This is a genomic window from Burkholderia sp. AU28863, assembly GCF_002223195.1.
Classification (GTDB): Bacteria; Pseudomonadota; Gammaproteobacteria; order Burkholderiales; family Burkholderiaceae; genus Burkholderia; species Burkholderia sola.
Genome location: NZ_NKFE01000003.1, coordinates 1,789,941 through 1,803,574, shown reverse-complemented (window position 1 = coordinate 1,803,574; position 13,634 = coordinate 1,789,941). Strand labels below are relative to the sequence as shown.

At 67.3% G+C, this 13,634-nt stretch carries 13 protein-coding genes and 1 pseudogene; 10 read left to right on the top strand and 4 right to left on the bottom strand.

The annotated features are described in order from the left end of the window. Positions 1–42 precede the first annotated feature (42 nt). The 9 genes from CFB81_RS10795 to CFB81_RS36070 all read left to right on the top strand — a co-directional run bounded on the left by CFB81_RS10795 (position 43) and on the right by CFB81_RS36070 (position 7,386). Complete coding sequence (locus tag CFB81_RS10795) at positions 43–873, top strand: 3',5'-nucleoside bisphosphate phosphatase (protein WP_041492088.1); 831 nt, start codon at positions 43–45, stop codon at positions 871–873. Positions 874–945: 72 nt separating this feature from the next. After that, positions 946–1,578 carry an L-threonylcarbamoyladenylate synthase gene (locus CFB81_RS10790; RefSeq protein WP_050012987.1) on the top strand — a complete coding sequence of 211 codons (633 nt, stop codon included), beginning with the start codon at positions 946–948 and terminating at the stop codon, positions 1,576–1,578. 47 nt (positions 1,579–1,625) lie between these two features. Next, complete coding sequence (locus CFB81_RS10785; protein ID WP_011549479.1) at positions 1,626–2,288, top strand: site-2 protease family protein; 663 nt, start codon at positions 1,626–1,628, stop codon at positions 2,286–2,288. An 8-nt stretch (positions 2,289–2,296) separates the two neighbouring features. Beyond that, positions 2,297–3,499, top strand: coding sequence for a tryptophan--tRNA ligase (locus tag CFB81_RS10780; protein WP_012328807.1), 1,203 nt, complete (start codon positions 2,297–2,299; stop codon positions 3,497–3,499). A gap of 8 nt (positions 3,500–3,507) precedes the next feature. Next, on the top strand, positions 3,508–4,110 hold the full coding sequence (locus tag CFB81_RS10775) for a bifunctional 2-polyprenyl-6-hydroxyphenol methylase/3-demethylubiquinol 3-O-methyltransferase UbiG (protein ID WP_069617723.1): 603 nt from the start codon (positions 3,508–3,510) through the stop codon (positions 4,108–4,110). Positions 4,111–4,156: 46 nt separating this feature from the next. Further along, positions 4,157–5,062, top strand: a complete 906-nt coding sequence (gene dapA / locus CFB81_RS10770) for a 4-hydroxy-tetrahydrodipicolinate synthase (RefSeq protein WP_069617722.1) — start codon at positions 4,157–4,159, stop codon at positions 5,060–5,062. Between the two features lie 111 nt (positions 5,063–5,173). Further along, positions 5,174–6,319, top strand: coding sequence for an outer membrane protein assembly factor BamC (bamC, locus tag CFB81_RS10765; protein ID WP_089435259.1), 1,146 nt, complete (start codon positions 5,174–5,176; stop codon positions 6,317–6,319). Positions 6,320–6,323: 4 nt separating this feature from the next. Then, a complete protein-coding gene (locus tag CFB81_RS10760; RefSeq protein WP_089435258.1) occupies positions 6,324–7,100 on the top strand; it encodes an MBL fold metallo-hydrolase in 777 nt (258 codons plus the stop codon). A gap of 121 nt (positions 7,101–7,221) precedes the next feature. After that, positions 7,222–7,386: a hypothetical protein gene (locus CFB81_RS36070; RefSeq protein ID WP_176730179.1), complete on the top strand. Its 165-nt coding sequence runs from the start codon at positions 7,222–7,224 to the stop codon at positions 7,384–7,386. 20 nt (positions 7,387–7,406) lie between these two features. Here the strand turns inward: CFB81_RS36070 and CFB81_RS36795 are convergent. Both CFB81_RS36795 and CFB81_RS10745 read right to left on the bottom strand, forming a co-directional pair. Further along, positions 7,407–7,653: pseudogene (locus tag CFB81_RS36795) on the bottom strand (hypothetical protein). A gap of 56 nt (positions 7,654–7,709) precedes the next feature. Next, positions 7,710–8,930, bottom strand: a complete 1,221-nt coding sequence (locus tag CFB81_RS10745; protein WP_089435257.1) for a cupin domain-containing protein — start codon at positions 8,928–8,930, stop codon at positions 7,710–7,712. 32 nt (positions 8,931–8,962) lie between these two features. On the opposite strand from CFB81_RS10745, the gene CFB81_RS10740 reads away from it, so the two are divergent. Further along, the gene (locus CFB81_RS10740; protein ID WP_069617718.1) at positions 8,963–9,505 is read left to right on the top strand and encodes a peptidylprolyl isomerase; all 543 of its coding nucleotides are present in this window, start codon (positions 8,963–8,965) and stop codon (positions 9,503–9,505) included. Here CFB81_RS10740 and CFB81_RS10735 read toward each other — a convergent pair. Beyond that, a complete protein-coding gene (locus tag CFB81_RS10735) occupies positions 9,485–10,756 on the bottom strand; it encodes a hypothetical protein (RefSeq protein WP_179235936.1) in 1,272 nt (423 codons plus the stop codon). The two genes, CFB81_RS10740 and CFB81_RS10735, sit on opposite strands and share 21 nt — an antisense overlap. After that, positions 10,737–13,394 carry a DNA mismatch repair protein MutS gene (gene mutS, locus CFB81_RS10730; RefSeq protein WP_089435256.1) on the bottom strand — a complete coding sequence of 886 codons (2,658 nt, stop codon included), beginning with the start codon at positions 13,392–13,394 and terminating at the stop codon, positions 10,737–10,739. The genes CFB81_RS10735 and mutS overlap by 20 nt, the downstream gene beginning before the upstream one ends. Between the last annotated feature and the right edge of the window lie 240 nt (positions 13,395–13,634).

Sequence of the window (13,634 nt, the reverse complement as noted above, 5' to 3'; positions counted from 1 at the left end):
GCCGCATTGCAGTAGAATGAGGCCTTACCTGCCATGCCGACAATGAACGCCGATCTCCACTGCCATTCCAATGTTTCCGACGGGTTGCTGTCGCCTGCCGACGTCGCGCGCCGCGCGCATGCGGGCGGCGTGACCCTGTGGGCGCTGACCGATCACGACGAGATCGGCGGCCAGGCGGCGGCGCGCAGCGAGGCGGAAGCGCTCGGCATGCGCTACCTGAGCGGCGTCGAGATTTCGGTCACCTGGGCATCGCGCACCGTACACATCGTCGGTCTGAACATCGATCCCGCCCATCCGGCGCTGGTCGACGGCCTGTACCGCACGCGTCACGGCCGCGCGGCGCGCGCGCTGGCAATCGCCGAGCAGCTCGCGACGCTCGGCATTCCCGGCGCGTACGAAGGCGCGCTGAAATACGTGTCGAATCCCGACCTGATCTCGCGCACGCACTTCGCGCGCTTTCTCGTCGAAAACGGCCATGCCGAATCGACGTCGGATGTATTCGATCGCCTGCTCGGCGACGGCAAGCCCGGCTTCGTCCCGCATCGCTGGGCGTCCCTGTCCGACGCGGTCGGCTGGATCCGTGCGGCAGGGGGCGAAGCGGTGGTCGCGCATCCGGGCCGCTATCGCTATACGCCGGTCGAATTCGACGCGTTCTTCGGCGAGTTCATCGATCTCGGCGGCCGCGCGATCGAGGTCATCACGGGCAGCCACACGCCCGACCAGTACCGCGAATACGCGGACGTTGCACGCCGCTTCGGCTTCGAAGTGTCGCGCGGATCGGATTTCCACGCGCCGGGCGAGGGCCGCATCGAGCTCGGCAGCCTGCCGCCGTTGCCGCCCGACCTGACACCGGTCTGGGAGCGCTGGCTCTGACGCCGGGCGGCTTCGGGCCGCCCGCGTGGCCGCCGATGCGCGCATCCGACTTCTCCCTCTTTACGTATCCCCATGTCCCAGTTCTTCAGGATTCATCCGGATAATCCGCAGCCGCGCCTGATCAAGCAGGCGGTGGAGATCGTCAACAAGGGCGGCGTGATCGCGATGCCGACCGATTCGAGCTATGCGCTCGCGTGCCATCTCGACGACAAGGATGCGGTCGAACGCGTGCGCCGGATTCGCGGCCTCGACGAGAAGCAGCACCTGTCGCTGCTCGTGCGCGACCTGTCGGAGCTCGCCAACTTCGCGATGGTCGACAACCGCCAGTACCGGCAGATCAAGTCGGTGACGCCGGGCCCGTACGTGTTCATCCTGCAGGCGACGAAGGAAGTGCCGCGCCGGCTGTCGCACCCGTCGCGCAAGACGATCGGGCTGCGCGTGCCCGATCACGCGATCACGCTCGCGCTGCTGGAGTCGCTCGGCCAGCCGCTGCTCGGCACGACGCTGATCCTGCCGCCCGACGATGAACCGCTGAACGATCCCGAGGAAATCCGCACGCGGCTCGAGAAACAGGTCGACCTCGTGATCGACGGCGGCGCGTGCCCGCGCGAACCGTCGACGGTGATCGACCTGACCGGCGATGCGCCCGAACTCATCCGCGCGGGGCGCGGCGCGCTCGAACCGTTCGGACTCTCGGCCGCATGAGCGCGCCGTTCATTTCTACGCGAGTGCGCTTGTTACAATAACGCGATATGGATGCTTCCCTGATACAGACCATCGCCGTCTACGCGCTGCCCGTGATCTTCGCGATCACGCTGCACGAGGCCGCGCACGGCTACGCCGCGCGCCTGCTCGGCGACAACACCGCCTACGCGATGGGGCGCGTGTCGTTCAATCCGATGCGCCATATCGATCCGCTCGGCACGATCGCGATCCCGCTCGCGATGTACTTCCTGACCGGCGGTGCGTTCCTGTTCGGCTATGCGAAGCCGGTGCCGGTATCGTTCGGCAACCTGCGCAATCCGCGTTGGGGCAGCCTCTGGGTCGCGCTCGCGGGCCCGGCCTGCAACTTCGTGCAGGCGCTCGTCTGGGGCCTGCTGACCCTCGTGCTGCCGGCCGTCGGCGTCGACGAGCCGTTCTTCACGCGGATGGCGTTCGCCGGCGTCAGCGCGAACCTCGTGCTCGGCGTGCTGAACCTGTTTCCGCTGCCGCCGCTCGACGGCGGCCGCATCCTGGCGGCGCTGCTGCCGACCAGGCAATCGATCGCGCTGTCGCGCATCGAGCCGTACGGTTTCATCATCGTCCTCGTGCTCGTCACGACGGGCGTGCTGACGAACTTCTGGCTGCGTCCGCTCGTCAATGTCGGCTACGCCGTCCTGAGCGCCATCCTGTCTCCCTTCGCCTCGCTTTTCTAACGACAATCATGTTCCCAGAACGTATTTTCTCCGGCATGCGACCCACCGGGTCGCTGCACCTCGGCCATTACCACGGCGTGCTGAAAAACTGGGTGAAGCTGCAATCCGAGTACCCGTGCTTCTTCTGCGTCGTCGACTGGCATGCGCTGACGACGCACTACGAGACGCCAGAGGTCATCGAGAAGAACGTGTGGGACGTGCTGATCGACTGGCTCGCGTCCGGCATCGATCCCGCGCAGGCGACGCTGTTCATCCAGAGCAAGGTGCCCGAGCACGCGGAACTCGCGCTACTGCTCGGCATGAGCACGCCGCTCGGCTGGCTCGAACGCGTGCCGACCTACAAGGAGCAGATGGAGAAGCTGAAGGACAAGGATCTGTCCACCTACGGCTTCCTCGGCTACCCGGTGCTGATGGCCGCCGACATCCTGCTGTATCGCGGCTCGCTCGTGCCGGTCGGCGAGGACCAGGTGCCGCACGTCGAGATGACGCGCGAGATCGCGCGCCGCTTCAACTACCTGTACGGCCGCGAGCCCGGTTTCGAGGAGAAGGCGCTCGAAGCCGCGAAGAAGCTCGGCGGCAAGCGCGCGAAGCTCTATCACGAACTGCGCAACGCGTATCAGCAGGAGGGCGACGACGAGGCGCTCGAACAGGCGCGCGCGATGCTGCAGGAATCGCAAAGCCTGTCGATGAGCGACCGCGAGCGCCTGTTCGGCTATCTCGAAGGTGCGCGCAAGATCATCCTGGTCGAGCCGCAGGCGCTGCTGACCGAAGCGTCGCGGATGCCGGGCCTCGACGGGCAGAAGATGTCCAAGTCGTACGGCAACACGATCGGCCTGCGTGAAGACGCCGACACGATCACGAAGAAGGTCCGCACGATGCCGACCGATCCCGCACGCGTGCGCCGCACCGATCCGGGCGATCCCGACAAATGCCCGGTGTGGCAGCTTCACCAGGTCTACACGGACGAAGCGACGCACGAATGGGTGCAGAAGGGCTGCCGTTCGGCGGGCATCGGCTGCCTCGACTGCAAGCAGCCGGTCGTCGAAGGCATCCTGCGCGAACAGCAGCCGATGCTCGAGCGCGCGCAGAAGTACATGGACGATCCGTCGCTGCTGCGTGCGATCGTCGCGGACGGTTGCGACAAGGCGCGCAAGTACGCGACGGAAACGATGCGCGACGTGCGCGACGCGATGGGCCTGTCGTACAACTGATCCGGCGCATGAGCGAATCCGTCATCGCCGCCGCGGGCGGCCACGTCGGCCAGGCCGAGCCGTCGCGCTGGGTCGCGCAATGGGCGCGGCTCGTGCCGGCCGGCGGTGCGGTGCTCGACGTCGCCGCGGGCGGCGGCCGCCATGCGCGCTGGTTCGCGTCGCGAGGGCATCCGGTCGTCGCGCTCGACCGTGACCCGGCCGCGCTGGCCGTGTTGCGCGCGATTCCGGGTGTCGACGCCCGAGACGCCGATCTCGAGGGCGCGCCATGGCCGCTGCCGGCCGGCGAGCAGTATGCGGCCGTAATCGTCACGAACTATCTGCATCGCCCGCTCTGGCCCCATCTGCTCGATGCCGTGGCGCCGGGCGGCGTGCTGATCTACGAAACCTTCGCGCAAGGAAACGAAACGGTCGGAAAACCGTCCAACCCCGCGTTCCTGCTCGCCCCGGGCGAGTTGCTGGACGCCGTGCGCGGCCGCCTGCGGGTGGTCGCGTACGAGGACGGTTTCATCGCCGCGCCGCGCGAGGCGTTCGTCCAGCGTCTTAGCGCAGTGCGCGAGGGCGCGACCCCGAAGGCGGGGGCGGGAATTCCACGTTACGAACTGCCCGGCTAATCCGCTACAATCTCAACGTTTACCGGTACACAATCAATCGCGTTTCATGGCTAACGGCACCCAAGACGGCATTCAAATCCGCGGCAGCATCCCCGCGATCGTCACCCCGATGCTCGAAGACGGCAGTCTCGACCTGCCGGCATTTCGCAAACTGGTCGACTGGCACATCGCGGAAGGCACCGATGCGCTCGTCGTCGTCGGTACGAGCGGCGAGTCGGCAACGCTCAGCGTCGAAGAGCACATCCTGATGATCCGCACGGCGGTCGAGCATGCGGCGAAACGCATTCCGATCATCGCGGGCGCGGGCGGCAATTCGACCGCCGAGGCGATCGAGCTGACGAAGCACGCGAAGGCCGTCGGCGCGGACGCGACGCTGCAGGTCGTGCCGTACTACAACAAGCCGACGCAGGAAGGCATGTACCGCCACTTCCGGACGATCGCCGAAGCGGTCGACCTGCCGGTGATCCTGTACAACGTGCCGGGCCGGACGGTCGCGGACATGGCGCACGAGACGACGCTGCGCCTCGCGCAGGTGCCGGGCATCATCGGCGTGAAGGAAGCGACCGGCAACATCGATCGCGCCGCACATCTGATCAAGGCCGCGCCGAAGCATTTCGCGATCTACAGCGGCGACGATCCGACCGCGATTGCGCTGATGCTGCTCGGCGGCCACGGCAACATCTCGGTGACCGCGAACGTCGCGCCGCGCGCGATGAGCGAGCTGTGCCGCGCGGCACTGGCCGGCGACGTCGCAACGGCGCGCGAACTGCACATGAAGCTGCTGTCGCTGCACAAGAACCTGTTCATTGAAGCGAACCCGATCCCGGTGAAGTGGGCGCTGCAGGCGATGGGCAAGATGCAGGGCGGCATCCGGCTGCCGCTCACGCCGCTCGACGAGCGCTGCCACGATGCCGTACGTTCGGCCCTCGTCGAGGCCGGCGTTCTCGCCTGATGCCGAGGCGGCCGCGTCCTGCGGCCGCCGGCTCGACCCCTGATCAACCCGCACCGGCCGGCTCCGTCCGGCGCCGCTCCTGACGAGCGTTCTAGCAAGACGAAGGATTTCATGAAACGTTTCGCCATTTCCTCTCGCGCCATCCAGTTGTCGGTGGTGGCGCTGGCGCTGGGCGCGCTCGCTGGCTGCGATACGCTGAACGACTACCTGGCCCCCGACCGGGTCAACTACAAGAACACCGGGTCGGCGCCGCCGCTCGCAGTGCCGAGCGACCTGAAGCCGGTGCAGACGACGCAGCAGTTCGTCGCACCGCCGACCAACGCCGGGCTCGGCACGCTGCCGCCGCGGGCCACGACGCAAGCCGGCAACGCGACCGACGGCATTCCGAGTGCGCAGGATCCGCTCGGCATGCACATCGAGCGCGACGGCGATCGCCGCTGGCTCGTCGTCGACGGCCGGACGCCCGAGCAGCTGTGGCCGATCCTGAAGGAGTTCTGGCAGGAGAACGGCTTCTCGCTGAAGACCGATGCGCCGTCGACGGGCATCATGGCCACCGACTGGGCCGAGAACCGCGCGAACATTCCGGACGACTGGTTCCGCCGTACGATCGGCCGGGTCATCGATTTCGCGTACTCGTCGGGCACGCGCGACCGCTTCCGCACGCTCGTGAACCGCACGTCGGACGGCAACACCGACATCTCGATCACGCATAGCGCGATGGAAGAAATGATGGTCGGCCCGCAGGGCGGCACGTCGTCGCGTTGGGAAGAGCGTCCACGCAACCCGGTGCTCGAAGCCGTGTTCCTGTCGAAACTGATGCAGAAGTTCGGCCTGACCGACGCGCAGGCGAAGCAGTTGCTGACCGATGCGCGCCCCGCGACGGCGCCGGCGCAGGTCACCGACACGAGCGGCGGCGCGGCGACGCTGCAACTGGCCGAGTCGTTCGACCGTGCGTGGCTGCGCGTGGGCCTGGCGCTCGACCGGACCAACTTCACGGTCGACAATCGCGATCGCGAGAAGGGCGTCTACACCGTGCGCTATGCGAATTCGATGGAAGAGCTCAAGCGTGACGGCCTGTTCGGCAAGCTGTTCTACGGCGGCCCGTCGGCGGCGAAGCCGGGCAAGGAATACCTGATCAACGTGCGCGCGGCAGGCGCCGGCGGCACGCAGGTGGCGGTGATTGGCGCGAACGGCCAGGTCGACAACTCGTCGGACGCGCAGCGGATCATTTCGCTGCTGCACGCGCAGCTGAACTGAGCGCGTGCGATTCGCCAGCCTCGGAAGCGGCAGCGAAGGCAACGCGCTGGTCGTCGAGGCCTCGAGCGGCACGACGACCACCCGCGTGCTGCTCGACTGCGGCTTTTCTGCCAAGGAGGTCGAGCGCCGGCTCGGCCGACTGAATCTCTGCATCGCCGATCTCGATGCGATCCTCGTTACCCACGAACACAGCGACCACGTCGGCAGCGCGCTGACGCTCGCGCGCCGCGCGTCGCTGCCGCTCTACATGAGCTGGGGCACCGCGCGCGCGGTCGGCGCGGACGAGGCCGATGTCGATCTCCACGTGCTGTGGGGCGACGAGACGGCTGCGATACGCGATCTGGCCGTGATGCCCTATACGGTCCCGCACGATGCGCGAGAGCCGCTCCAGTTCGTGTTCATGGACGGAAACCGCCGGCTCGGCGTGCTGACGGACGTCGGGATGGCTACGCCGCACATCACGGCCGTTCTGAGCGGCTGTGACGCGCTGGTACTCGAATCCAACCACGATACCGCGATGCTGGCCGCCAGCCGCTATCCGCAGTCGCTGAAGGCGCGGATCGGCGGCAACCACGGCCACCTGAGCAACGACGCGGCGGCCGGCATCCTCGCATCGCTCGAACGCAGTCGTCTGCAGCACCTGGTCGCGGCCCATCTGAGCCTGCAGAACAACCTGCCGGAACTGGCCCGCCAGGCGTTTGGCGGCGTGCTCGGGACGGACGGGGAAGACGTGGTCGTGGCCTCGCAGGACGCGGGCTTCGACTGGCTGATGCTCGGATGAGCGGGCAGGGCTGCTGCGGCGGCCCGAAGTGGCTGCCGGGCGATCGATTCGAAAGCGGCAGACGTAAAAAAACCGGCCCTCGGGCCGGTTTTTTTTCAGCTGATGCTGAAGGCTTACTGGCTTGCGCCCGAAGCCGGAGCAGCCGTCGCTGCCGAAGCAGCCGACGCCACTGCAGCAGCAGCGTCGCTCGCAGCAGCCGTTGCCGACGAAGCAGCAGCCGAAGCGTCGCTCGCAGCGCCAGCAACTGCCGAAGCAGCCGACGAAGCAGCAGCCGATGCGTCGCTAGCAGCCGACGATGCAGCTTGATCAGCGCTCTTGTTGCAAGCAGCCAGTGCAACAGCAGCCAACAGGGAAGCTACGAGGAGGGATTTCTTCATGATCACGTCCTTTTATGGTTAAAGGTAAGCAACAGCGCGAAACAATACCGGTAATGTGCTCCAACACCGACCTGGGCCGCTGGTGGAGATGCACTTCTTAGAGCGTGAATCTTCCCTACGGCTTGGGCGGAAATTATATGCACTTTCCTATCGACCGTCGACAAATGCGGGGTCAATACGTTGTCTTTCCCATACAGAATTTGATCTGTATGGGCATACGGGGCGACTCACACTAATTCCGGCTTCCGACCCGTATCCAGCCCGCACGATACCACTCGTGCAACAAGGCTGTCATCGAGGGAACCCGGGATAGTGTTACAAACCGTTTCGCCTCCATCTGGCGTTGATTGGCCAGTTCGGGCAGCCATTCATCGGCTTGCTCGAGTGGCCCTTCCTCGCCATTAATGAAGTACGAGCGCGCGTTATACATCAATGCGGCCCTTCTGTCGAGACACACGCCACGGCGCGATGCCTGCGTGACGAACGCGGCCTCGGACAGCGGGCGCTCGGGCGGGTCGAAAACGACGTTCGATTTGGGCTCGCTCAGGTAGCAGCCGAGGAATTCGGCGACGTCGCGCTTGCGCCAGCGGATCGCGTCGACGATCTCGGCCACACGGTCGACCATGGCCGGCGGCAGTTGCGCGGGCGCGTCGACGGCCGGCTGCTTCGGATCGCGGTAGAGGTCGTCGCCGCCCGCGTCGCGCAGGCCGCCGCGCTCCGCGAGGTAGTACAGGAACTGGGCGCCCAGCTCGCCGGCGGACGGGGCCCGGAAGCCGATCGAGCAGGTCATGCACTCGCCTTCGGCGACGCCGTCGTGCGCGATGTGCGGCGGCAGGTACAGCATGTCGCCGGGCTCCAGCACCCATTCGTCGCTCGGCTCGAAGTTCTCGAGGATCTTCAGCGGGACGTCCGCCTGCAGCGACAGGTCCTTCTGCGCGCCGACCCGCCAGCGGCGCCGGCCTTCGACCTGCAGCAGGAAGACGTCGTACGAATCGAAGTGCGGGCCGACACCGCCGCCGTCCGTCGCATACGAGATCATCAGGTCGTCCAGCCGCGCGTCGGGGACGAAGCGGAAGCGGTCGAGCAGCGCACGGGCCGCGTCGACGTGCAGGTCGAGCCCCTGCACGAGCAAGGTCCAGGATTTGCGCGTGACCGCGGGCAGCGAGTCGGGCTCGAACGGACCGTGCGACAGTTGCCACTTGTTACGAAAATGGGTGATCAATCGCGATTCCGCGTCATAGTCGGCGGCGAGCTCGAACAATGCATCGCGCGTGACGGGCGACGCGACGCCGGGGATCGCCTGGCGGATCAGCAGCGGCTTCTTTTGCCAGTAGCCGCGCATGAATTGCGCCGGCGTCAGGCCGCCGAGCAGCGGTGTGGGAAGATCGGAAGGCGGCGCGCCGAGCGGGGCGGCAGCGGCATCCCGCGGTTCGGCTTGAGACCGGTTGTGCATCGTATAATGAGACTTGTATTTGGGAGAATTGGATGAAAATCGCAAAAAACACCGTCGTGTCGGTCACTTACAAGCTGTCGGACGCACAGGGCAATCTGATCGAGGAAAGCGACGAGCCGATGGTCTATCTGCACGGCGGCTATGATGGCACGTTCCCCAAGATCGAGGAACAGCTCGACGGCCACGAGGCGGGCTACCAGGCGCAGATCCAGCTCGAGCCGGAAGACGCGTTCGGCGACTACGATCCCGAACTCGTGAAGATCGAGCCGCGCGACCGTTTTCCCGAGCCGCTCGAAGTGGGCATGCAGTTCGAAGGCACGCCGGAAGACGGTGACGAGGAAGCCGACTCGCTGATCTATACGGTCACCGACATCGCCGACGACAAGGTCGTGCTCGACGGCAATCACCCGCTGGCGGGCATGGCGCTGCGTTTCGCGCTGACCGTGAAGGACGTTCGCGAAGCCACCGAAGACGAAATCGAGCACGAGCACGCGCATGGCGCGGAAGGGCTCGAGATCGTCGACGAGGATGACGACGAAGACGGCGAAGCGCCGTCAGGGCGTACGCTGCACTGAGCTCGCCGGCAGGCCCGGCGCCGGTCCCGATGCGGGGGGCGGTGCCGGCCACGACGCGCCGCCCGGTGCGGCGCCGTCGCCCTGCAGCGGCGGCGCGACCGACGACGCGTCGGGCAGCGCGGGCAGCGCGGGGATTTCCGGCATCTGCGGCAGCGGCACGTCGTCGCGCGGCGCGAGCGGCAGTGTGGGCGGCACCGGCAGGTTCTTCGGCACCTCCTGCAGGCTCACGTTGAAGATCGTCTGCCGCGCCGGCGATACGCTCACCTTCACCCACTGATTCGCCGGATGGCGCGGTCCGATCGCGACGCGCGTCACGTTTCCTACCAGCTCACCGTCGTCGCCATGCAGCGGACGGTCGATCAGAAAGCCGTTCGCCAGCGGTTCGCCGCTCGCGTGCATCACCAGGATCGGGCCGCGGAATGTCGCCGCCGCCTTCACCAGCGTTCGTTTCAGCTCACGGAAGCCGTCGCGCACGCGTGGCCGGTTGAAACGCAGCCACGCGAAGCGCTCCGAACGTTCATAGCGTTCGAACTGCGGATCGCCTTCGAAAATCACGACCATCGCGCGCGCTTCGCGCCGCTTCGCATATTCGGCCGCGTGGTCGATCCAGAAGCCGTTCGCGACGATGCGATCCTCGAATTCGCCGTTGCGGCCGCCCGCCGTCAAATAATGGTTGTTCGGCGCCGGCGCATTGAGTGCGACGTAGACGACGTCGTCGCGCATCCAGCGTGCGTTCTCGCGATACGGCCGGAACCGTGCGACTTCGCTCTCCCGCGTAATCTGCAGCGCGCCGGGGTCGGGCAGCGCCGCGTCGGCGAGCAGCGTCTGCCGCAGGAAATCGAGCCGCTCGACCGGGTCGTAGCCGCCGCCGGCCGCGGTGCTGCACGCGATCCAGTCGTCGTGGCCGGGAATGAACACGAGCGGCACGCGCGCCGAATCCAGGATCGCGCCGCGCTGCGAATACAGCGTATCGCGGCACGCTTCCTTCGAGCCTTTGAGATCGCCCGCGTAGACGACGAATGCGAGGTTGCGCTCGCGTGCGATCGCATCGAGCAGCCGCTGCGCAGCCGGTTCGTCCGCCGGGACGTTGATGACGCCCGACACGACCGCGAACGAGTAGGGCGCCGCGCCGCGCTTGGGCGGCGCGGCCAGCGCACCGGCCTGCGCGAGCACAAGGACCGCCGCGACGAGCGCGGCGGCGGCGCGGGCCGGCAGGCCGCGCGGAATGCGCTTACGCGTGCCCGTCGGCATCGTGCGACCGGACCAGCGTACGCAGTTCGTACAGCAGGTCGAGCGCCTCGCGCGGCTTGAGATCGTCGGGATCGATGTCGCGCAGCTTTTCGAGCGCCGGATGCGGCGTGTCGGGCAGCGCCGGCGCGTCCGCGCATTCGAGATCGTCGACGGCCGCCGGCGGCGCGCTGAAAAGATCGAGTTGCGGCGTGTGCTGGGATGCCGACTGCTGTTCGAGATACGCGAGGTGCTTGCGCGCCGCGCGGATCACCGGCGCCGGGACGCCCGCGAGCTGCGCGACCTGGAGGCCGTAGCTCTGGTTCGCCGGGCCTTCGTTGACTGCGTGCAGGAACACGATCCCGTGGCCGTGCTCGACCGCCGACAGATGGACGTTGGCCGCTTGCGGGAATTCGGCCGGCAGTTGCGTCAGCTCGAAGTAGTGCGTCGCGAACAGCGTGTAGCACCCGTTGTGCGCGAGCAGGTGGCGCGCGATGGCCCAGGCGAGCGCGAGGCCGTCGAAGGTCGACGTGCCGCGGCCGATCTCGTCCATCAGCACGAGGCTTTGCGGCGTCGCGTCGTTGAGGATCGCCGCGGCTTCGGTCATCTCGACCATGAAGGTCGAGCGGCCGCCCGCGAGATCGTCGGCCGCGCCGATGCGCGTGAAGATCCGGTCGATCGGGCCGAAGCACGCCGACTTCGCCGGCACGTAGCTGCCGACGTACGCCATCAGCGCGATCAGCGCGGTCTGCCGCATGAACGTCGACTTACCGCCCATGTTCGGGCCGGTAATCAGCAGCAGCTTGCGTTCGGCGCCGAACCGGCAATCGTTCGCGATGAACTGCTCGACCTGCGCTTCGACGACCGGATGGCGACCCTGCTCGATTTCGATGCCGATCTCGTCGGTGAAGGTCGGCGCGACCCAGTCGAGCGCGCGTGCGCGTTCGGCGAACGCGGCCAGCAGGTCGAGTTCGGCGAGGGCCGACGCGACGCGCTGGCATTCGGGGATGAACGGCAGCAGCGCCTGCAGCACCGAGTCGTACAGCGCGCGCTCGCGCGCCAATGCACGTTCCTGCGCGGACAGCGCCTTGTCCTCGAAGGTCTTCAGTTCCGGCGTGATGTAGCGCTCGGCGTTCTTCAGCGTCTGGCGGCGACGGTAATCGTCGGGCACCTTGTCGGTCTGACCGCGCGTGACCTCGATGTAGAAACCGTGCACCTTGTTGTATTCGACGCGCAGGTTCGCGATGCCGGTGCGCGCGCGCTCGCGCGCTTCCAGATCGATCAGGAATTGCCCGCAGTTCTCCGAAATGTCGCGCAGCTCGTCGAGCTCGGCATCGTAGCCGCGTGCGATCACGCTGCCGTCGCGCACCATCGCGGCCGGCTCGGTGGCGATCGCGCTCGTCAGCAGGTCGAGGCATTCGGCGGGAGGCGCGAGCGCCGCGTCGACGCGCGCGAGCGCATCCGCGTTCGCGACGATCGCGCCGATGCGCTCGCGCAGCGCCGGCAGCGCGGCGAACGTGTCGCGCAGGCTCGACAAGTCGCGCGGGCGCGCGGACAGCAGCGCGAGCCGCCCGGTGATCCGCTCGACGTCGGCGATCTGGCGCAGCGCGCTGCGCAGCGCATCGAGGCTCGCATTGGCTGGTGCCTCGAGCAGCGCGCCGATCGCCTGCTGGCGCGACTGCGCGGCGACCGACGCGCGCGGCGGGTGATGCAGCCAGTGACGCAGCAGGCGGCTGCCCATCGTCGTGCAGCAGGTGTCGAGCAGCGAATACAGCGTGGGCGACTCGGTGCCGCGCAGCGTCTCGGTCAGCTCGAGGTTGCGGCGCGTGGCCGGATCGAGCCCGATGTATTCGGTTTCGTTCTCGACCTTCAGGCTGCGCACGTGCCGCAGTTGCTGGCCTTGCGTGGCCGCTGCGTAGAGCAGCAGCGCGCCGGCCGCGCCGCACGCGCTCGTCAGCGAATGCGCGCCGAAACCGTCGAGGCTCGCGACGTCGAGCTGGTCGCACAGACGCTGCGTGCCCGATGCGATGTCGAAGTGCCAGGCCGGCACGCGCTTGCTTGTGCCCGCGCCGGAGGGGAGGGCGTCGGTTGCGCCGTCCGGCGTCAGGATTTCGGCCGGCCGGATGCGTTCGAGCGCGGCGGCGAGCTGCTCGGGCTCGATTTCGGCGAGCCGTAACGCACCGCTCGCGAGATTCAGCCACGCGAGCCCGATATTGACCGCGACGCCGCGCTTGTTGTGGCCGGTGCACATCGCGAGCAGGTAGACGTCGTTCTTGTCGGACAGCAGCGCGGCATCGGTCAGCGTGCCGGGCGTGACGACGCGCACGACCTTGCGCTCGACCGGGCCCTTCGACGTGGCCGGATCGCCGATCTGCTCGCAGATCGCGACCGATTCGCCCATCTTCACGAGCTTCGCCAGATACTGCTCGACCGCGTGATGCGGGACGCCGGCCATCTTGATCGGCGTGCCGGCCGACGCGCCGCGCTGCGTGAGGGTCAGGTCGAGCAGGCGGGCCGCTTTTTCCGCATCCTCGAAGAACAGCTCGTAGAAGTCGCCCATCCGGTAGAAGACGAGCGTGTCCGGATGATCGGCCTTGATGCGCAGGTACTGCTGCATCATCGGAGTATGGCCTGCGAAGGCTTCGGGCGACAGCGTGGTCATAGGTCAGGCATGAAGTTGTTGCTTGGGTTGCCCGAGTTTACCAGTGGCTTCGACGCGAACGTGCGAAGTTGGCCGTTTGGCCGAATGCCGGCGGCGCCGTGCAGCGGCAACCGACCTCGAGCGGCGGCTCACGATCGCCTGCCACGAGGCATCGAAGAAAGGGCGCATGGCCGGAAGCCGCGCGCGCTTTCGTCATTCCCGATCGGAAGCGTTGCCGCGACCGGAGCAGGCCGGCGGCGC

Bases quoted from the DNA above. Each gene is read 5' to 3' on its own strand.
- CFB81_RS10795 (WP_041492088.1), top strand. From the start codon at position 43: ATGAACGCCGATCTCCACTGCCATTCCAATGTTTCCGACGGGTTGCTG.
- CFB81_RS10785 (WP_011549479.1), top strand. From the start codon at position 1,626: ATGGATGCTTCCCTGATACAGACCATCGCCGTCTACGCGCTGCCCGTG.
- CFB81_RS10740 (WP_069617718.1), top strand. From the start codon at position 8,963: ATGAAAATCGCAAAAAACACCGTCGTGTCGGTCACTTACAAGCTGTCG.
- CFB81_RS10790 (WP_050012987.1), top strand. From the start codon at position 946: ATGTCCCAGTTCTTCAGGATTCATCCGGATAATCCGCAGCCGCGCCTG.
- bamC (WP_089435259.1), top strand. From the start codon at position 5,174: ATGAAACGTTTCGCCATTTCCTCTCGCGCCATCCAGTTGTCGGTGGTG.
- dapA (WP_069617722.1), top strand. From the start codon at position 4,157: ATGGCTAACGGCACCCAAGACGGCATTCAAATCCGCGGCAGCATCCCC.
- CFB81_RS10780 (WP_012328807.1), top strand. From the start codon at position 2,297: ATGTTCCCAGAACGTATTTTCTCCGGCATGCGACCCACCGGGTCGCTG.
- mutS (WP_089435256.1), bottom strand. From the start codon at position 13,394: ATGACCACGCTGTCGCCCGAAGCCTTCGCAGGCCATACTCCGATGATG.
- CFB81_RS10745 (WP_089435257.1), bottom strand. From the start codon at position 8,930: ATGCACAACCGGTCTCAAGCCGAACCGCGGGATGCCGCTGCCGCCCCG.
- CFB81_RS10775 (WP_069617723.1), top strand. From the start codon at position 3,508: ATGAGCGAATCCGTCATCGCCGCCGCGGGCGGCCACGTCGGCCAGGCC.
- CFB81_RS10735 (WP_179235936.1), bottom strand. From the start codon at position 10,756: ATGCCGACGGGCACGCGTAAGCGCATTCCGCGCGGCCTGCCGGCCCGC.